Source organism: Marmoricola sp. URHB0036 (genome assembly GCF_000426045.1).
In the GTDB taxonomy this organism is placed as follows: Bacteria; Actinomycetota; Actinomycetes; order Propionibacteriales; family Nocardioidaceae; genus Marmoricola.
The window spans coordinates 160,707-180,241 of the sequence record NZ_AUEP01000008.1 but is presented as its reverse complement, the minus strand read 5'-3'; the positions used below and the strand labels follow the sequence as shown (position 1 = coordinate 180,241).

Annotated in this window: 16 protein-coding genes; 6 read left to right on the top strand and 10 right to left on the bottom strand. The window is 70.8% G+C overall.

Annotation, left to right across the window (positions count from 1 at the left end; genetic code table 11):
• Positions 1-26 precede the first annotated feature (26 nt).
• The 5 genes from H976_RS0110445 to H976_RS0110425 form a co-directional block, all read right to left on the bottom strand.
• Positions 27-1,085: a substrate-binding domain-containing protein gene (locus tag H976_RS0110445; protein WP_027861495.1), complete on the bottom strand. Its 1,059-nt coding sequence runs from the start codon at positions 1,083-1,085 to the stop codon at positions 27-29.
• 76 nt (positions 1,086-1,161) lie between these two features.
• On the bottom strand, positions 1,162-2,229 hold the full coding sequence (locus H976_RS0110440) for an ABC transporter permease (RefSeq protein WP_027861494.1): 1,068 nt from the start codon (positions 2,227-2,229) through the stop codon (positions 1,162-1,164).
• On the bottom strand, positions 2,226-3,758 hold the full coding sequence (locus H976_RS0110435) for a sugar ABC transporter ATP-binding protein (protein ID WP_231388855.1): 1,533 nt from the start codon (positions 3,756-3,758) through the stop codon (positions 2,226-2,228). The genes H976_RS0110440 and H976_RS0110435 overlap by 4 nt, the downstream gene beginning before the upstream one ends.
• A 119-nt stretch (positions 3,759-3,877) precedes the next feature.
• Positions 3,878-5,074 carry an ROK family transcriptional regulator gene (locus H976_RS0110430; RefSeq protein ID WP_036225768.1) on the bottom strand — a complete coding sequence of 399 codons (1,197 nt, stop codon included), beginning with the start codon at positions 5,072-5,074 and terminating at the stop codon, positions 3,878-3,880.
• Positions 5,075-5,235: 161 nt separating this feature from the next.
• Positions 5,236-6,318: a histone deacetylase family protein gene (locus H976_RS0110425; RefSeq protein WP_027861491.1), complete on the bottom strand. Its 1,083-nt coding sequence runs from the start codon at positions 6,316-6,318 to the stop codon at positions 5,236-5,238.
• Positions 6,319-6,366: 48 nt separating this feature from the next.
• Here H976_RS0110425 and H976_RS25690 point away from each other — a divergent pair, with 48 nt between their 5' ends.
• Positions 6,367-7,452, top strand: coding sequence for a P1 family peptidase (locus H976_RS25690; protein ID WP_051276652.1), 1,086 nt, complete (start codon positions 6,367-6,369; stop codon positions 7,450-7,452).
• Entirely contained in the window at positions 7,439-9,370 is a 1,932-nt protein-coding gene (locus H976_RS25685) for a CocE/NonD family hydrolase (RefSeq protein ID WP_051276650.1), read from the top strand. Before H976_RS25690 ends, H976_RS25685 begins: the two co-directional genes overlap by 14 nt.
• Positions 9,371-9,374: 4 nt before the next feature.
• Here H976_RS25685 and H976_RS0110410 read toward each other — a convergent pair whose 3' ends face one another.
• The 3 genes from H976_RS0110410 to H976_RS0110400 are packed head-to-tail and all read right to left on the bottom strand — an operon-like array spanning position 9,375 to position 13,740.
• Entirely contained in the window at positions 9,375-10,586 is a 1,212-nt protein-coding gene (locus H976_RS0110410; RefSeq protein ID WP_027861490.1) for an acyl-CoA dehydrogenase family protein, read from the bottom strand.
• 26 nt (positions 10,587-10,612) lie between these two features.
• Positions 10,613-12,553, bottom strand: a complete 1,941-nt coding sequence (locus H976_RS0110405; protein WP_155918154.1) for an alpha/beta fold hydrolase — start codon at positions 12,551-12,553, stop codon at positions 10,613-10,615.
• A gap of 20 nt (positions 12,554-12,573) precedes the next feature.
• Positions 12,574-13,740: an aromatic ring-hydroxylating dioxygenase subunit alpha gene (locus H976_RS0110400; RefSeq protein ID WP_036225766.1), complete on the bottom strand. Its 1,167-nt coding sequence runs from the start codon at positions 13,738-13,740 to the stop codon at positions 12,574-12,576.
• Between the two features lie 53 nt (positions 13,741-13,793).
• On the opposite strand from H976_RS0110400, the gene H976_RS0110395 reads away from it, so the two are divergent.
• Complete coding sequence (locus H976_RS0110395; protein ID WP_027861487.1) at positions 13,794-14,402, top strand: TetR/AcrR family transcriptional regulator; 609 nt, start codon at positions 13,794-13,796, stop codon at positions 14,400-14,402.
• A 25-nt stretch (positions 14,403-14,427) separates the two neighbouring features.
• On the opposite strand, the gene solA is transcribed toward H976_RS0110395, so the two are convergent.
• Entirely contained in the window at positions 14,428-15,606 is a 1,179-nt protein-coding gene (gene solA / locus H976_RS0110390; RefSeq protein WP_027861486.1) for an N-methyl-L-tryptophan oxidase, read from the bottom strand.
• Positions 15,603-16,718 carry an SRPBCC family protein gene (locus H976_RS25680; RefSeq protein ID WP_196804033.1) on the bottom strand — a complete coding sequence of 372 codons (1,116 nt, stop codon included), beginning with the start codon at positions 16,716-16,718 and terminating at the stop codon, positions 15,603-15,605. Before H976_RS25680 ends, solA begins: the two co-directional genes overlap by 4 nt.
• Before the next feature lie 148 nt (positions 16,719-16,866).
• Here H976_RS25680 and H976_RS0110380 point away from each other — a divergent pair, with 148 nt between their 5' ends.
• The 3 genes from H976_RS0110380 to H976_RS0110370 are packed head-to-tail and all read left to right on the top strand — an operon-like array spanning position 16,867 to position 19,528.
• The gene (locus tag H976_RS0110380; protein WP_027861485.1) at positions 16,867-18,024 is read left to right on the top strand and encodes a sugar MFS transporter; all 1,158 of its coding nucleotides are present in this window, start codon (positions 16,867-16,869) and stop codon (positions 18,022-18,024) included.
• A 26-nt stretch (positions 18,025-18,050) separates the two neighbouring features.
• A complete protein-coding gene (locus H976_RS0110375) occupies positions 18,051-18,878 on the top strand; it encodes an isocitrate lyase/phosphoenolpyruvate mutase family protein (RefSeq protein ID WP_231388854.1) in 828 nt (275 codons plus the stop codon).
• Between the two features lie 29 nt (positions 18,879-18,907).
• On the top strand, positions 18,908-19,528 hold the full coding sequence (locus H976_RS0110370; protein ID WP_155918152.1) for a hypothetical protein: 621 nt from the start codon (positions 18,908-18,910) through the stop codon (positions 19,526-19,528).
• The last annotated feature ends 7 nt before the right edge of the window (positions 19,529-19,535 follow it).

Genomic DNA, 19,535 nt, shown 5'->3' with positions numbered 1-19,535 from the left:
GTGCCAGATCCGGTCACCCCCGTCGGTCAGGACTGGAAGCAGAGGTCCTTGTAGTCCTCGACGTTGTCCTTGGTGACAACGGGAGCGTTCAGGACGATCCGCTTGGGGACGGCCACCTGGACCAGGTCGGAGAGACCCTTGTCCTGCGCGATCAGCCGCGCCATCCGGATGCCGTCGGCGGCCTGGGTCGGCGGGTAGATGACCGTGGCACCCATCTCGCCGTCCTTGATCCACTGCATGGCGTTGCAGGAACCGGCACCGCCGATGAAGGTGAACTCGTCACGACCCGCGTTGTCGAACGCCGCCTTGACGCCCACACCCTGGTCGTCGTCGTGGTTCCAGATGACATCGATCTTGGGAGCGGCCTGGAGCAGGTTCGAGGCTGCCTTCTCACCGGACTCCACCGTGAACTCCGCGGCGACCCGGTTGTCGACGTTCTCGCCGCACGCCTTGAGCGCGTCCTTGAAGCCCTTCGAGCGATCCTGGGTCAGGGGCAGTGCGTCGATGCCGGCGATCTCGGCGACGACCGCGTCCTTGATGCCCTTCTTCTTGATCACCGAGCAGGCGTAGGTGCCGGCGGAGACGCCCATCCCGTAGTTGTCGCCGAGGACCGTGGTCCGGGCGGCGAACGGGGTGGAGAACTCACGGTCGACGTTGATGACCGGGATGCCGGCATCCATCGCCTTGGTGGCCACATCGGTGAGGGCGGCGCCGTCGGTCGGCAGCAGCACGATGGCGTCGACCTTGTCGTTGATGAAGGTCTCGACCTGGCTGATCTGCTGGCTGGCGTCGTTGGTGCCCTCCGCGGTCTTGAGCTCCACGTCGGAGTACTTCTTCGCCTCGGCGATGGCCGAGCTGTTGATGGCCGCGAGCCAGCCGTGGTCGGCAGCAGGGCCGGAGAAGCCGATCACGACCTTCTTCCCCGGGTCGTCGTTGTTCGACGTCGCCTTGGTTTGGTCGCTGGCGCTGCTCTTGTCGTTGTCGGTGTCGTTGGTGTCGGTGCTGCAGGCCGAGATGAACAGCACCCCGGCCAGGGCGGTGCCGGTGACCAGCGAGAGCCGGCCGAATCGGGTGGTGCGGGACATGAGTGCTCCTTCTTGACGGTCCGAGAGAGGTGGCATTTCGTGCGTGCATGCTGCGTGCGGCTCGGGGGGCCGCGTACTAGGGACTCCCGCTGTTGCTGCGCGCCGCGAGCCGCTGCTGGAGCAGGACGGCGACGACGATGATGAGTCCCTTGGCGACCGACTGGGCCGAGCTGGACAGGTTGTTCTGCGTGAAGACGTTGGACAGCGTCGTGAAGATCAGGACACCGAGCACGGTGCCGACGATCGTGCCCCGTCCTCCGGAGAGCAGGGTGCCTCCGATCACCACAGCGGCGATCGCGTCGAGCTCGTAGAGCGTTCCGTGGGTCGAGGACCCGGTCGTCGTCCGGGCGACGATCATCACCGCGGCGATGCCGCAGCACAGCCCGACGATCGCGTAGAGGGCGACGGTGTGCCGCTTGACGTTGATGCCGGCCAGCCGCGCGGCCTCGGGGTTGCCGCCGACCGCGAACGTACGCCGGCCGAAGGTGGTGCGGTTGAGCACGACCCAGCCGATCAGGGCCACCAGGATGAAGATGATGACCAGCAGCGGAATGCCCAGCGGTTCGTGGCGAAAGAAGTCGCTGAAGCCCGGCACGTTCACGATCTGGGTCCGTCGCTGGGCGATGATCTCGGCCAGGCCGCGAGCGGCAGCCAGCATGGCCAGCGTCGCGATGAACGGCACCACTCCGCCGTACGCCACCAGCAGGCCGTTGATCAGGCCACATCCCAGGCCCACGAGCACCGCGACGAGGACCATCACGGTCCAGTGGTTGCCGCGGGCCAGTGACTGGGTCGCGAGAGTGGTGGCCCAGACCGACGACAGCGCCACGATCGCCCCGACGGAGAGGTCGATCCCGCCTCCGGTGATCACGAACGTCATCCCGACCGAGACCACGCCGATCACCGAGGCCAGCCGGAGGATGGTCAGCGCGTTGTCGATGCTCGCGAACTGCTCCCCCGCGGTCCAGATGCCGACCAGGCACAGCACGAACAGCGCGATGACCAGGCCCAGGTTGCGGCCGACCGAGGTGCCGAGCAGCACGCCGACGAACCCACTGCGCTCGTTGCCCGTTCCGGCGAGCGACTCCTGGGCCGGGTCCGTGCCGGACACGGGGGTGTTGGTGACCTCTCGTTCCTGTGTCACGCTGCGCTTCCCTCCATCACCAGGTCCAGGACCCGGTGCTCGTCGATCTCTGTGGCCGGTCCGCTGTGCACGATGCGTCCCTCGCGTACGACGAGGACGCGGTCGACCAGACCGAGGACCTCCTCGACCTCGCTGGACACCACGACCACCGCCAGCCCTCGTGCCGCGAGCGAGCGGATCAGGGTGTAGATCTCGCTGCGCGCACCCACGTCGACGCCTCGCGTCGGCTCGTCGAGCAGCAGCACCCGACAGTCACGCAGCAGCCACCGGGCCAGGACGACCTTCTGCTGGTTGCCGCCCGACAGGGTCCGCACCGGTCGGGTGACCCCGCTCGGGCGCACGTCGAGGGCCTGGGTCCACTCCAGCGCCGAGGCCCGTTCGGCCGCGCCGCTGAGGAACCCGGCGCGAGCGAAGCGTCCGAGGCTGGAGACGGTGATGTTCTGGTAGATCGACTGGTCGAGCAGCAGTCCCTGGCTCTTGCGCTCCTCGGGGGCCAGGCCGATCCCCGCCTTGACCGCGGCACCGACCGAACCGGCGCGGAGTCGCTTGCCGTCGACGGTCACGGTGCCGCTGGACGGCCGGCGTGCGCCGTACACCGCCTCGAGGATCTCCGACCGTCCGGAGCCCACGAGCCCGGCCAGGCCGACGATCTCCCCCGCCGCGACGTCGAAGCTGACGTCGGCGAACACCTTGTTGACGCTGAGGTCGGAGACCGACAGCACGGTCTCGGCAGTCGCGTCGGCCTGGGGGCGGTCAGGGAAGACGTACTCGATGTCACGGCCGGTCATCAGCCGGATCAGCTCGGAGGTGGCCGTGCCCTTGGCCGGCAGGTCGGTGGCGACCGTGCGCCCGTCCTTCAGCACCGTCACCCGGTCACCGACCTGACGGATCTCCTCGAGCCGGTGCGAGATGTACACGACCGCGACGCCCTGGGCGGTCAGGTCACGGATCACCCGGAAGAGGGTCTTGACCTCCTGCTGGTCGAGCGCGGCCGACGGCTCGTCCATCACGATCAGCCGGGTGTCGTGGGAGAGCGCCCGGGCCATGCTGACGATCTGCTGGCCCGATGCGGGCAGCGTGCCCACCTCCCGGTCGGCGCGGATCTCGGAGTGGCCCAGCCGGGACAGCAGGGAGCGCGCTGCCTTGCGGGTCTCGGCCCGCTTGACCAGCCCGCCTCGGGACTTCTCGTGGCCGAGGAAGATGTTCTCGGCCACGGTGAGCCCGGCCACGAGGTCGAGCTCCTGGTAGATCGTGGAGATGCCGAGCGTGATCGACGCATCGGGGTTGGCGAGCGAGACCGGCTCGCCGAGCCAGCGGATGTCGCCCTCGTCGGGGCGGTGCGCTCCGGCCAGCACCTTGATCAGGGTCGACTTGCCGGCGCCGTTCTGACCGAGCAGGCAGTGCACCTCTCCCGGTCGCACCACCAGGTCGACACCGTCGAGGGCGCGGACGCCGGGAAAGGTCTTCACGATGCCGCGCATCTCCAGCAGCGGCCGACCGTCGGCTGCGTCGTCCAGCACGTCGCTCACCCGGTCTCCTCGGCTGCCCCGCGATGTGACCCGCGTCACTCGCTGTTGCTGGAAACCTAGAGGGCAAATCGAAAGAGAGCAAGACTATTTCGCAAGTTGCTTGCGAAAGTGTGCCCGAGTTACCCCGCGGCGTAGACCGCGTCACTGATCAGTCGGGCCGCCCCGATGACCCCGGCGTCACCGCCCAGCTCGCTCAGCACGACCGGCATGTTCCCCGTCGCGAGCGGCAGCGACTGGCGGTAGATGACGCTGCGGATCTCGGCCAGCAGCGAGTGTCCGAGCCCGGCCACCCCACCGCCGATGACGATCAGGTCGGGGTTGAAGAAGGACACCAGGTTGGCCAGCACCGAACCGACGCGACGCCCGCCGTCGCGGGCGAGCTGGAGCGCCACGGCGTCCCCTTGCCCGATCGCCGACCCGACATCGGCCGCGGTGAGCGCCCCCCGCTGTTCGAGCAGCTGGGCCAGCACGCCGGAGCGGCCGGACCTGGCCGCGGTCGTGGCGTCCCGCGCCAGCGCCGCGCCTCCGAAGAAGGCCTCGAGGCAGCCCTGGTTGCCGCACGCGCACAGGGGCCCGTCCTGCTCGAGGCGGATGTGGCCGATGTCGCCGGCACAGCCGTCGGCGCCCCGGTAGAGATGACGCTGTACGACGATCCCGCAACCGATGCCGGTGCCGATCTTCACGAACAGGAAGTCGGAGGCCGACCGGGCCACGCCGTTGTGCTGTTCGCCCAGCGCCATCACGTTGACGTCGTTGTCCAGCAGGACGGGTGTCCCGAACTCGCGGGAGAGTGCGTCGCGCACGGGGTAGCCGTCCCAGCCGGGCATGATCGGCGGGGACACCGGCACGCCGGACTGGAAGTCCACGGGCCCCGGCACGCCGATGCCGATCCCGGCCGGGCGTTCGACGCCGTGGTCGGCCAGCAGCTTGCGGACCAGGGCGATGGCTTCCCCGAGCACGGACTCGGGCCCACGCCGGATGTCGGCCTCGGGAGCGGCGGCGCGCGCGAGCACGCCCAGACGCCCATCGGTCATCGCGACTCGCATCGACGTGGCACCGAGCTCGATGCCCACGAAGCGGAGGCCGGCATCGAGGTCGACGAGGGTCGAGCGGCGTCCGCCTCGGGACGCCGCCGGGCCGCCGTCCTCGGCCAGGCCGAGCTCGACGAGGCGTCCCACCTCGGCGGCCACGGTCGTGCGGGAGACGTTCAACCGGCTCGCCAGGTCCATCCGGGACAACGGTCCCTCGTCCCGGACGTAGGTCAGGATCCGGGACTGTGTCGGCGTCTCGGCCCTGCCGGACAGCACATGTGCCATGCCCGGATGATGCCACTAGTCGGCCCCAGTTTCGCCAGCACATGTGAAAAGTCCTGGTTGTCGGAACTCCCCACTTTCGACAATCTGTGACGAAAGCCAGGGTCAGGAGCGACCGTCCAGGGCGACCGTCGTGCTAGGCCGCCGAGCGTGGGTGGGCGTGCTCACGGCGACGCGACCCGGGAGCCGTGGCCGGAGAGGTACGACGTGACCAGCGCACCGAGCGTCGGCAGGTGGTAGCCACCCTCCTGGACGACCACCGACGGCAACCCGGTCCCGCCGAGCAGGGCGCCGGCCTCGGAGTAGCCGTCAACGGTCACCATCAGTGGGCTCTCGGGATCGTCCTTCGCGGCATCGACGCCGAGGGACACGACGAGCGCCGTGCAGCCCTCGGCCGCGACCCAGTCGGCGAGCTGGCGGACCGCGTCGAGCCACGTCCCGTCACCCGTGCCCTCGGGCAGCGGCAGGTTGCGGGTCGCGCCCGTCCCTGCGCCTCGACCGGTCTCGTCGGCGTGGCCCACGACGTGCGGGAACCACCCGGCGGCCGGGTCGACGTGCACCGAGCCGTAGAGCACGTCGGCGCGGTCGTAGAAGATCGCGGCCGTGCCGTTGCCCTGGTGCGCGTCGACGTCGACGATGCCGACGCGGTCGAAGCCGGCGGCGCGCAGCGCCTGCCCCGCGACGGCGGCGTTGTTGAGGTAGCAGGAGCCACCGAAGCCGGCGGGCGTCGCATGGTGGCCGGGTGGCCGGCACAGTGCGTAGGCCATCGGCTCCCCTCCCACAACGAGATCGGTCGCCGTCAGGGCACAGTCCGCCGCTGCTCGTACCGCGGGCCACGTCCCCGGCCCGATGAGGGTCATCGTGTCGTAGGCGAAACGGCCGGCATCCGCGTGCACCGAGACCGCCGGCCTGGTGGGCATCCCGGCCGTCATGGCAGGGGTCGGGAACAGGTAGGGCACCACCCGGTCCTGGCCCACCAGCTCGTCGTACGGGCCCTCCTGCCAGCGGTCGGAGGCGGTGGCGAGGAACTCCAGCAACCCCGGGTCGTGCACCGCGCGCAGCATGTCGTCGGGATGCGACGTGGCCTCGACGATGCGATGGCCCGCTGAGGTCGTGCTGTCGAGGATGGTGTCGACCCGGGCCGACACCTCGGTGCCTTCGGTGGCGACGCCCACCCAGACCTCGTGCTTCGGGTCGTGGCTGCGGGTGGCAGGCGACCAGACGACCGGAGCGGCGTACTGATCCATGAGTCAGTATCCCACCACGTCAGAAGTCGTTTCGGGCAAGATGGCGGCATGCCGCGAGCTCGTGAGACCGGGATCAGCATCGGCGTCCTGCCGACCGGTCCGACCAACTCGGTGCTCGACGTTGCCGGCGTCGGCCTCGGGCACACCACGCTTGTGCGCGACGAGACGGCACCACCGGGGGGTCGTGGCACGGCACGCACCGGTGTCACCACCCTCGTGCTCGCAGAGGACGCCTACACGCGACCGCTCGCAGCCGGCGGAGCCGTGCTCAACGGCGCCGGTGAGTGCACCGGGTTCCTCACCGCGACGGAGTGGGCGGTGGTCGAGACGCCCGTCCACCTGACCTCGACCATGCAGCTGGGCCGGGTGTACGACGCCGCCTGCCAGCTCGCGCTCCAGCGACACCCGGCCGTCGCTGAGGACGTGGTCATCCCCGTGGTCGCGGAGTGCGACGACTCGTTCCTCAACGACTGTCGAGTGATGCAGGTCGAGACCCCGGACGTGTTCGCGGCGCACCAGGCGGCCCTGGACTCTCGCGGCGCGACCGTGCCCCCCGACGAGGGGGCTGTCGGCGCTGGCACCGGGATGTCCTGCCTGGGCTTCAAGGGCGGCATCGGCACCTCGTCCCGGGTGACGCCGGCTGGCCACACGGTGGCCGTGCTGCTGCTGACCAACTTCGGCGAGCGCAAGCGGCTCACGGTCGCCGGCGTGCCGATCGGCGCCCTGTTGCCTCCGGTGGAGACGACTCCCCCGAAACCGGCGGGCTCGTGCATCGGCGTCGTGGTCACCGACGCCCCCGTCGCCGGCGCTGACTGCGCTCGGCTGGCGCGGCGCATCGGTCTGGGGCTGGCACGCACGGGCTCGACCGCGCACCACGGCAGCGGCGAGATCTTCCTCGGCGTCTCGACCACGTGCCGTTTCGACCGCGACGGCCGTCCGGAGGACAGCTCCCGGGTTGCCGGCCGTGGGCTCGATGACCTGTTCGAGGCGGTGGTCGACGCCGCCGAGGAGTCGGTGCTCAACTCCTTGCTCGGCGCCTCCACCACGGTGGGCCGGGATGGCAACCTCAGCGAGGGCCTCGATCCCCAGGTCGTCACGCGGCTGCTCGCGGAGGCCGGCCGTGCCGGGCACTGAGCGCGAGGTCCGGATCGCGATGCCGGATGGTGTGCGGCTGTCGGCGACCCTGTACCTCCCCGCCGAGTCCGTCGGGCCGCAGCCGTGCCTGCTCGAGGCACTCCCCTACCGCAAGGACGACCTGACCTCGTCGTACGCCGAGTCCTACGTGACGCTGCGCGACGAGCACGGGTACGCCGTGTGCCGGCTGGACCTGCGCGGCACCGGATCGTCCGAGGGCGACGCCACCGACGAGTACCCCGAGGCCGAGCAGACCGACCTGGTCGAGGTGATCGCCTGGCTGGCCGACCAACCGTGGTGCGACGGCAAGATCGGCATGTGGGGCACGTCGTACTCGGGGTTCAACTCGTTGCAGATCGCCTGCGAGCGGCCGCCGGCCCTGAAGGTGGTGTGCGCGATCTATGCCAGCGACGACCGGTGGACCGACGACGTGCACTGGCGTGGCGGAGCGCTGCGGCTCGTCGACCTCGTCGACTACGACCACTACATGACCCCGATGTGCGTGCTGCCGCCCGTGCCGGCGGTGTGGGGAGACTCCTGGCGCGACGAGTGGCGACGTCGGCTCGAGGTCAACGAGCCGTGGGTACTGACCTGGTTGCGGGAGAACCGCGACGGACCCTACTGGCGGCACGGCTCGGTCCGCACCGACGGCGAGGGCCACGGCTACGACCGGATCGACTGCGCAGTGATGGTCGTCGCCGGCTGGGCCGACGGCTACCGCAACAACTCCTTCCGCACGATCGAGGCGCTAGCCGAGGCCAGTGTCCCGCACCGGCTGCTCGCCGGGCCGTGGGTGCACGCCGACCCGACCACGGCGTACCCCGGACCGCGCATCGACCTCGATCGCGAGATGGTCGCGTGGTGGGATCGCTGGCTGCGGGGCCGCGACGAGACGCCACACCGTGACGTGGTGGACGTGTTCGTGCGGACCACCACCCGGCCCGAGGCGTTCCTCGACCAGCACGCGGGCCACTGGATCCGCGATGTCTGGCCGTCCCCGTCGGTGGCGACGCAGACGTGGCAGCTGGACGGTCCGCGCGAGCTGGCCGTCCAGCCCGACACCGGCACCGCTGCCTGGATCGACTGTGCCGGCCACCTGCCGTGGGGTCTGTCCACCGACCAGCGCGACGACGACGCGCGATCGCTGGTCTGGGAGTGGACGGGCGCCTCCGAGACCGTGCTGGGCCATCCGCGGGTGCGACTGCGGGTCAGTGCCGACGCACCGCAGGCGTCGTTGTCGGTCAAGCTGTGCGACGTCTTCCCCGACGGCACCTCGGCCCTGATCTCACGGGGCAGCCTCGACCTCGCCTTCCGCGACGGGGTGCACGCGCCGGCGTCGCCATCGCCGCTGGTCCCCGGCGAGGAGTACGACGTCGAGGTGGTCCTCGATGCCTGTGCCTACCAGCTCGCTCCCGGGCAGGCCCTCCGGCTCTCGATCGCCGGGGCGGACTGGCCGAACACCGTCGCTCCCCCGGCCCCCGTGACGCTCACCGTGCACGCGGGGTCGCTCAAGCTGCCGCTCCAGTCAGGCGCCGCCGAGGAGCCACCGGCGTTCACTCCCGGTGCGCCGACGTCGTCGGAGGAGCCGGACGGGGTCTCCTGGACGGTCAGCCGCGACGTGCTGCGCAACACCACGACGTGCGCTGTACGCCATGGTGCGGAGTACGACGTGCCGTACGACGGTCGCGCCTCGGAGCAGTACGCCGGTGACGTCGTGGTGCACCGTCGTACCTTCGCCCAGCACGCCTCCGCCGACTGCACCTACCGGCTCACCTGGCCCGAGGTCGACGTCTCGGTGTCCTCCACGATGCGGGTCGACGTGACCGCCGCGGGCTACGACGTCGTCATCGACCTCGACGCCTTCGACGACGGGGACCGGATCGCCCACCGCACCTGGAGCGAGCACATCCCGCGCTGAGCGGTCAGCGGATCGGGGCCCCCGAGATCGCGCGTGCGATCACCAGCCGCTGGATCTCCGAGGTGCCCTCGAAGATGGTGTAGATCTTGGCGTCGCGGGCCATCCTCTCGACCGGGTAGTCGCGGGTGTAGCCGTTGCCGCCGAGGATCTGGATCGCCTTCTCGGTCACCCGGACAGCCGTCTCGCCGGCGTACAGCTTGGACATCGAGCCCTCGGCCGCCTCGAAGCGCTTGCCCTGCCGGGCCATCCAGGCGGCCCGCCAGACCAGCAGCCGCGAGGCGTCGATCGAGGTCTTCATGTCGGCCAGCGCGAAGGCGATCGCCTGGTTCTCGATGATCGGCTTGCCGAACTGCTCGCGGGTCTTGGCGTAGTCGAGCGCCACCTCGTACGCCGCGCGGGCGATGCCGATCGCCTGGGCTCCGACCCCGGGCCGGGTGCGCTCGAAGGTGGCCATCGAGGCGTTCCCCGAGGACGAGGCACCCTCGCGCGCCTTGGCCAGCCGGGCGTCGAGCTTCTCCTTGCCACCGAGCAGGCAGCGGCCCGGGATGCGGCACTGGTCGAGGACGACCTCGGCGGTGTGCGAGGCCCGGATGCCGTGCTTGTGGAACTTCTGCCCCTGGCTGAGTCCCTTGGTGCCGGGCGGCACCACGAAGCTGGCCTGTCCGCGCGTGCGCAGGTCGGGATCGACGACGGCAGTGACGACGTGCACGTCGGCGATGCCGCCGTTGGTGGCCCAGGTCTTGGTGCCGTTGAGGACCCACTCGTCGTTGGCCTCGTCGTACGTCGCCCGGGTGCGCATCGCGCCGACGTCGGAGCCGGCGTCGGGCTCGGAGGAGCAGAACGCCGCCAGCCTGAGGTCGCCCGGGCTGCCGAACATCTCCGGGATCCACTCCATCGCCTGCTCGTCGGTGCCGTTGCCGCGGACGGCGGCAGCCGCGAGCGTCGTACCGACGATGGACAGGCCGATACCGGCGTCGCCCCAGAAGATCTCCTCCATGGTGACCGGGATGCCGAGCCCGGTTTCGTCGAAGCTCTGGGTGGCCCAGAAGTCGAGCGAGTAGAGACCGATCTTGGCGGCCTCCTCGACCACCGGCCACGGGAACTCCTCGCGCTCGTCCCACTCGGCGGCCGCGGGCCTGATGACGTCGGCGGCGAACTCGTGCAGCCAGTCACGGAGCTCGATGCGGTCCTGGTCCAGCTCGAAGGAGGGAGTCACGCGACGAGGCTAGCGGGACGCCGCGCTCACGGCGCCGGGAACGTGAGACGAACCCGATGACCGCCCAGCGTGCCGGCGAGGACGGCGGTCGCGCCGGTACGACGCGTCAGCCAGCGCCCGTGCAGCCGACCGTGCGCTCCCGAGCCGGCGAGACGCAGACGCACTCGCATCGCGTTGCCGTAGCGGTCCCACGTCGCGGTCCCGCTGACGGCCACACCCGAGACGAGCTTGACGCGGTGGAGGTGGAAGCGGGTGACGCGGTCGCCGCTGTAGCTCCAGTGGCCGCCACGCAGGCCGAAGCCGACTTCTGAGTAGTTGTTGAACCATCGGTCGACCACGTCCGCGACCGTCAGGGCCGCGACCCGGCCCGTCCGTCGGACCCCCAGCGGGCCAGTGCCGGCCGCCGGCGGCACCGAGCCCAGTCCGCGCGGGAAGACCGCCATCGCCCGGTGCGGTGGCACGGACCTGGCACAGGCGCGTCGGGCCGCGCTCAACGGACCCGGGTCGAGCACGAAGGCACGCACCAGGCTCTGGGCGCAGCCGTCGGTGTCCCCCATCGCCGTGACGTGGAAGCTGTTGCGGACCACGACCTGCTGGGCGTCGGGGAACTGCTGCGCGACCAGGTGCCCCTCGGCGGGGGTGGTGATGGAGTCGAGCTCGCCGCTGAGCACGAGCACCGGGACCGGCGGGTATCCACCCGGTGGGGTCGGGGGACCGGCCGGGTTGCCCGCGGGGGCGACCGGCCACCGGGTGCACCAGTCGAGGGACTGCCAGTCGGAGCGGGCGTACTCGCGGATGGTGAACGGCCCGTAGAGGGCGGGGTTGGTGCGGGTCGCGCGGGCGAGCGCGGCGGCGTACTGACGTTGCCGGACCGCCGGAGCGGCCCGCATGTCGTAGAGCTGGGGGTAGTCGTGGCAGGCCACGGCTGCGTCCAGGCCCTCGCTGTAGTCGACGGGGTCGCCCGCGTCGGTGCCCCCTCCCGTCGCCTCGGCGACCAGACGCAGCAACGGCTTGCGGTCACCGCGCAGGCCGGACCGCAGTGCAGCTGTCAGCTCACGGTAGAAGGCGACCGAGTAGGTCGCCCCGAACGCCACCGAGGCGAGGGCGGCTCCGGTGATCTTGACGTGGGCCCGGCGGCCGTCGGCGTCGTGGGAGACGCCACGCCACGGGTGCCTGCGCACCTTCTGGAGGACCAGTCGCAGCGCGGTGAGGTAGGACCGTCCGCCGACGCGGCAGGGCGCCGATCGAGCACACGCGAGGGCGAAGGAACGCCGCATCGCCGGCCCCTGGGTCGGGTAGAACGCCGACTCGCCGTACGTCGGGTAGGCGCCGTCGAGGATCAGGCTGCGCACCTGGTCGGGATGGCGGCCCGTGAACACCTCGGTGAAGAAGGTGCCGTAGGAGTCGCCGTAGACGTCGACCTTGCCGAGCCCGAGCCGGGTGATCACCACGGCGAGGTCGTCGGCCGAACGGGCCGAGGTGTAGTCGTCGGCGTGCGCGCCCAACGAGCGCCCGCATCGGCCGGCGGCGACGTTGTAGGCGATCTTCAGGTCCTGCAGGGCAGGGCAGTTCAGCGCCTGGGAGCGACCGGTCCCGCGCTGGTCGACCAGCAGGAGGTTGTGCCGGTTGAGCAACGGGCCGTACATCGGCGCGTAGTACGAGGCGCTGCTGGTGGTGCTGTAGCCCGGACCGCCCTCGTGCGGCACCACGGTGCCGACAGCGGGTCCGTGCCGGGCCGGCACGAAGGCGAACCCGACCCGGACGCGCCCCTGGGCTGGGTGCGCCGGGTCCCAGAGCCGCATGATCGAGCCGCACAAGGCGCGCGGCAGGACGTCGCACTTCCGGAGCGTCAGGGAGCCGACCTGGGTCGGTGCTGCCTTGGCCGCCGGCTTCACCGTGGCGCCGGCGGAGCTGCTGTCGACCAGGGCGGCGGCCACGAAGGCCAGCACCACCACGACAGCCGCCACCCAGCGGCCTCGGGGAGTCCTCACTCGAACCGGCCGACCCGATAGGCGCGGCCCACCCGCGTCACGAAGTCGGCCACGGCGTCCTCCTTGGGAGCGAACGGGCCGGGCCGGAAGTGCGGGCTGGCGAGCCCACGCTGCACGCTCTCGCACGCGGCCCAGTCCTGCTTGTTGGTGATGTCCCAGAAGTCGACGGCCCCACGGAGCTCCGGGACGGTGCCGCCGGCGCTCGGTGCGACGAACCACGAGCACTCGACCCACGTGCGTCCCGGCGCCAGGGGCACCATCCGGTGAGCCATCACGTAGTCAGGATGCGCCGAGACGAGCAGGTTCGGCAGGAGGTGGAGGTACTCCACGCGTGTCGCGTCGACGTCGGGAAGCGGATTTCCGGCCAGCTCGCCGGTCAGGGACATGGTCGACATGCCGTCGCGCAGGAACATCGCACCGCCCACCCAGGCGCCCGGCAGGTCGTAGTTGTCCCCGGAGTCCGGCGGCGTGACCTGGCACAGCTCGGGATGGATCAACGGGCAGTGGTAGCACTCGTGGTAGTTCTCGGCGATCACCTTCCAGTTCGCCGCGACCTCGTAACTGTGCCGGTCAGCGAGGACCAGGTCGTCACAGCGGTACGGCGTCAGGAGGTCCGCGAGGTCACCCAGGTGACGCTCGAAGTCGGGCTCTTCCTCGGAGCCGGCGGGATGCAGCGCGTGTCCGAACACCCACCCCTGCCAGACCCGGACGGGCAGCTCGACGAGCGAGTGGTCCTCGTCGTCGAAGCCCTCGACGTCCTGGAAGCCACGGGCCGCCCGCAGCGCACCCTCGAGGTCATAGCTCCACGCGTGGTAGGGACACACGATGCGGCGTCGAGGGGAGGTCTCTCCCTCCCCCAGCAGCTCATGGCCCCGGTGCCGACAGGTGTTGGCGAACATCCGCAGCACGTGGGCGTCGTGCACGAGCAGGACGGGAACGTCACCGAGCACGGCGGCCCGTTGCCGGACAGCGGCGCCGGCATCGGGGAAGAGGTCGGTGAACCGGCCGAGACAGGTCCAGCTGCCGGCGAACAGGTGGCGCCTCTCCCAGTCCAGCACCGCAACGGAGGTGTACGCCTCGGCCGGGAGCATTCGTTCCGGGTCGCCCTCGACCGGAGTGGCTGCGCGGACGGCGTCCAGCGGGTCGGCGTACGTCTCGGTCATCAGCCTTCCTCCGTTCGTGATCGGCCTATGCTGCGCGCCATGGGAGCGAATCGATGACGCGTCGGGGACGCCGCGCCGTCGAGGTGCGGCGCGAGGAGATCCTGACCGCGACCACCGACCTGCTCGACCGCATCGGGCTGTCGTCGATCCGGGTCGCCGACGTGGCCGAGGAGCTCGGTGTCAGTCCCGGCCTGGTCTTCTACCACTTCGGCACCAAGGACAACCTGGTCGCGGAGGCGTTCGCGCACGCGGTGGACCGCGACCTCAGCCGCCTCGACGGCGCCACCGCACGCGGCACCGATCCTGCTGACCGACTGCGTCGCGTGCTGCGGCTCTACGGACCCACCGGCACCGCGGCCGGGTGGCGGCTGTGGATCGACGCCTGGGCACTGGCCCAACGGGAGCCGGTGATCCGCAAGGTGCTCCGCCGGCTCGACCAACGCTGGTCCGCGTCGCTGTTGGAGGTGGTCGAGCAGGGCGTGGTCGAGGGTGCCTTCGCCTGCGCCGACCCGGCCGCCTCGGTGGCGCGGGTGTCGGCGCTCCTCGACGGGCTGTCGGTCGCGACGCTCGTCTACCGCAGCGTGACGCGCGCACAGCTGCGCGAGTGGGTGGCGGCCGCGGTCGCCCGCGAGCTCGGGCTCGAGGACGACTCCCTGCTCTGACCGCGCGTGCATCGTGGTGGTCACCTCACACCAACCAGTGCGCCTGGTAGTCGGGATCGGTGAGCGCGGGCCGGTCCATGCGGAACGCCGAGAGGTCGGTCGTCGTACGCCCGTCAACCGCGAGGTCGGCGAGCAGCCGGCCGAAAGTGGGCGCGAACTTGAACCCGTGGGCCGCGCCCATGCCGACCACCACCGACTCCAGACCCGGGACCGGTGAGATCACGAAGTCGCGGTCGGGGGTCAGGGTGTACTGGCAGCGCAGCGAGCGCACCGGCCTCCCGCTGTCGGGCAGCATCTGGCGCAGGTGCGCGGCCAGGCGGGCCTGCATCTCCTCGTCGGTCTCCGAGCCGCGCTGGTCGGGGTCGACGACCGGTCCGCCGCAGTCCTGGGCTGCCTTGACGGTCGGCTCGCCGTACGACGGGAAGCCGTAGTAGGACGGATCGTCCATCCAGATCCACAACGGCATCCGCCCCTGCGCGAACTGCTCTGGGCGCTCCGGCTCGAAGTAGGTCACCTGCTCCAGGGTCACCTCGAGCGGGATCGTGTGGCCGAGGCCCGAGAGCACGTCGTTGACCCAGGCATCGGCGCACACCACGATCCCGCCGCAGTGCAGCACGCCCTGCGGGGTGTCGACCTCGAAGCCACCCCCACCCAGCTCTCGTACGCCGCTGACGGGGCTGAGCTCGCGGAGCTCGGCACCGTGCGACCGCGCCAGGTCCTGCATCACCCGAGTGCCTCGTGCGGCCGGCACGATCGCGGCATCGGCCTGGTGGAGGGCGATCAGCCCGTCGGGCAGCTGGAACTGCGGCCACCGGTGCATCACCCCGGCCGCAGTGAGCAGCTCGTAGTCGATGCCGACCTCGTCGAGGGACTCGGTGTAGTCGACCGGGCTGATCGCCGGCTCCGGCGGGAACAGGTCGAGCCCGCCGACGACCGAGACCAGACTGGTCCCGGCGTCGCGTTCGAGTCGGGCCCAGTCGCCGTACGCCTGCTGGGTCAGTCGCACGTAGTCGGGCGTGTGGTAGCTGTGCCGCAGGATCCGGCTGGTGTCGTGGCTCGCCCCCCACGAGTGGCCGAGCCCGAAGCGCTCCAGCCCGACGACACGCTGGCCGCGGCGCGCCAGCTCCAGACAGGTGGCACTGCCGAGGGCGCCGAGGCCGATCACCACGAAGTCGGCGTGCTCCGTCGCGCCCGTGACGGTCATGGCGTCTCCTCGAGCAGGGGCAGCAGCCAGCGACGGATGTCGAGGCTGTCGTTCTCCATCGGGGCGAACCAGCCGTGCCGATAGCTGCGCGAGGACATGCCGCGCTGCACCGACTCGCAGACGGCCCAGTCCTGCTGGTTGACGAGGTCCCACAGCTCGACGGCATCGCTGGGGTCGAATCCCTTGGTGACGACCTCGGCCGGGTCGAAGAGCAACGAGCAGACCACGTCGGTCCGGTCGGTCGCCCGTGGCAGCAGCGTGAAGGCCGCGACGTGGTCGGCGGAGGCCGAGATCATCAGGTTCGGGTAGACGACGTCGCCCTTGTGCCGCGTGCGTTCGGCCTCGGTCAGGCCCGGCAGCGCCGACCGCGTCGTGGTGCCGGTCGTGGTGAACGTCCAGGCACCCTCGCGATGAGGAATGCCGTCGTCCCAGTCCAGCTCGCTGCCGCCACCCGCGAACGACGGCACCAGCCGGCACAGCTCGGGATGCACCGGACCGCAGTGGTAGCACTCGTTGTAGTTCTCGAGGATCACCTTGTAGTTGGCCGCCACCTCGTAGGTCAGGGTCGCGCCGGTCACGAGTGCATCGAGGCCGTAGTTGGCCAGCGTCCGTCCCGCGCGTCCGACCGCGTCGTCGAGCGGGGTCGCACCGTCCGGGGACAGGTGCACGAACAGGAAGCCGTTCCAGGTCTGCACCCCGACCGGGTGCAACGCGAAGTCAGCGACGTCCAGGTCCTCGAGGTCGGTGTGCGGTGCCCGCAGCAGCTGACCGTCGAGCCGGTAGGTCCACGAGTGGTAGGGGCAGCGGAGGGCAGCCGCGGCACAGGCCAACGGGGTGGCATTCCCTTCCCCCACCGGGAGCACCTGGGAGCCGCGATGGCGGCAGACGTTGTAGGCACCGTGCAAGGTGCCGTGCTCGTCGCTCGTCGCGAGCACGGACTCCCCCACGACGTCGAGCACCACCACCCGTCCCGGCTCGGCGAGGCCGAGGTCGTCGATCCGACCGACGCAGAACCACTGCCCGAACAGGACCGACTCCCGCTCGGTGAGCCAGGTCTCGGGATCGACGTACATCTCGCGCGGCAGTGCCGCCTGCAGGGCATCCTGGGGCACGGCGACCTCCTCGAAACGCTACTGACTCCCGAGTCAGTAAGCATCGTGCCACGCGCTGTCAGGATCACGCCAGACGCCTCGTGGGGCGTGTCCGGACCCGTCGCGCGCTTGCAAGTCGCGCAGATGGGCACCTACGCACGGTGAGACGTTGGCGATCCGCGCGGGCGAGCGCACCGTGACCGCCGACGCCTACCGTCGCGACACGGCCACGTGGGTCACCTTCGCGGCACTGTTCGCGTTCGGGCTGATGAACGCGATGCTCGGCCCGGTCCTCCCTTTCCTCCGGCAGAGCGAGCACATCTCCTACCTGGTGGCCGTCCTGCACCAGGTCGCCTTCGCGATCGGCGGCATGGTGGCCGGCCTGCTCGCGACACGGTCGTCGGCACCGAGACGTCGCACGATCATCGTGGGACTGGTCGGCGCGGCGATCGCCAGCCTGCTCCTCGGCTACGGCGGCGTGTTGCCGGCGACCATCGTGGCGGCCCTGCTCGTCAGTGGATTCGCCACCGCCGCCTTGATCCGGATGTGGGCCCTCCTCGCAGACCTCCACCTCGCGCATCGCGCGGTCGCCATGACCGAGGGCGAGATCGCGGTCAGCCTGGCTGGGATCGTGATGCCGGCCCTCATCGGCCTGTGCGCGGCCACCTCGATCACCTGGAGGTTCTCGACCGTCATCGCCTTCACGTTCGTGGTCGCTGCCGCCATCGCGGTCGGCCTGGTCAGGACGCCCGCGACCGGCGCTGAGGCGCGGACCGATCTCCCACTGCGGGAGACCAGCGGCCGTCCGCTCCGGACCCTGACGACGATCTTCGCAGTGGTGGCGCTGGAGTTCACCCTCAGCTTCTGGGCGGCGAGCTACCTGCACGACAACGTCGGCATCGACCGTGGCACCTCGGTGGCTTTGGTGAGCATGCTGTACGCCGCCAACCTCGTGGGCCGCCTCCTCACCAGCCGGATCGCCCGCAGGATGCGCGCGGGGGTGGTGCTCTGGCTCTGCCTGGCGGCCGCCTTCGCGGGTCTGCCGTTCCTGCTGTCCGCGACCAGCCTTGGCATGGCCGCCGTCGGACTAGCCGTGACGGGCATCGGGATCGGGGGGACCTTCCCCCTCGCCTCCGCCCAGCACGTCGAAGCCAGCGGAAGGTCGGCCGACCAGGCACTGGGCCAGATCCTCGCCGTCGGCGGCGTCGGCCAGATCGTCGGCCCGCTCGCCGCCGGCGCCGTCGCGCAGGTCGTCGACCTCCGCTACGGGCTCCTCGTCCTCCCCGTTCTCGTCGTCGTGGCCGCTGCGACCACCCGGCCGACGTAGGCGCGGAAAAGTGACAGGGTGGGTTCGTGACCGACGGACCATCGATCGACCAGGCGGCTGCACTCCTCGACCTGCACACCGGACCGGGGTTCGTGCTGCCGAATGCCTGGGATGCCGGCTCGGCCCGCATCCTCGAACAGGTCGGGTTTCCGGCCGTCGCCACGACCAGCGCCGGCATCGCCTGGTCGTGTGGAGTCCCGGACGGTGGGGCGCTGGACCTCGACACCATGCTCGAGCACGTCGCTCGCATCGCGGCGGCGGTCGACGTACCGGTCACGGCCGACCTGGAGTCCGGGTACGGCGACACCCCCGACGACGTCGGTCGCACCGTGTCCCGCGCCGTGGACCTCGGAGTGGTGGGCGGCAACCTCGAGGACGCGATCGGCGGCGGCTTGTTCGACCTCGACGACGCCGTCGGCCGTGTGGCAGCGGCCCGGGCTGCTGCGCCTCGCGGGACCTTCGTGCTGAACGCTCGCACCGACACCTACTTCGTCGGCGCGCCCGGCGACGTCTTCGACGAGACGGTCGAACGGGCGGCGAGGTATGTCGAGGCCGGGGCCGACTGCGTCTTCGTGCCCGGCGTCGTCGAGGACGAGACGATCCGCCGGCTCGCGGCCGCCATCCCGGCCCCGCTCAACGTGGTCGCCGGCCTGGCCAGCACTACCGATGCACCCACGCTGTTCTCGCTCGGGGTCAAGCGGGTCAGCCTCGGCGGCAGCCTGGCCAGAGCCTCGCTGAGCATGCTGGAGCGCGCCGGGCGCGAGCTGCTCGACTCCGGCACCCTCGGCTTCCTCGACGGCGCGATCGGCTACGCCGACCTCCAGCAACGCTTCGGCACGTCGCCGCCGGCGTAGTCTGGAAGTCCCTCTCCCGGAGGTTCGTGATGGCCTGGAGCAGTCCTGATGCCAGCGCGCGAGCGCCCATCGAGTCACACGTGCACGACGCGGTCGACCTGTCGACCGGCAGCGTGCTCAGCACACCTGCCGGGGAGACCCTGACGGCCGAGGACCGGCTCACCCGGCTGCACCACGTGGGCTTCCCCGGAGAGCTCAGCGTGTTCGGTTCACCGAGCCACCGGCTGAGCCCGCAGGTGCCGTACCAGGCGTCGCCGGAGGGATGGCTGGACGCCTACGAGGGCACGTACTCAGCGAGCACCAACAACGAGATCTGGTGGCGGCTCCCGGCCACGTTCGACAACTACACCGCGACCTGCAACGCGACGTTCCGTGGCGTGGCCGCGGGCGCGAGGGTGCTGAGCCTCTCGGTCGAGGCCTGGCCGTTCACCGGGCGCACCGGCTCGATCGTGATCTTCGTCGGTCAGACGCAGGCCGAGATACCGGTGAGCACCCCCACGGTCCGCACGATCGACGTGGCCTTCACCCATGACGGCTCCGACTCGATCACGGCCATGGTGGTGCTGCGTCAGGGGATCTATGACTTCGTGGTGCACTCGGTGAGCCTCGGGTCGCCGGGCATCGTCGTCGCCCAGCAGCCGACCGCCTGAGCTTCGT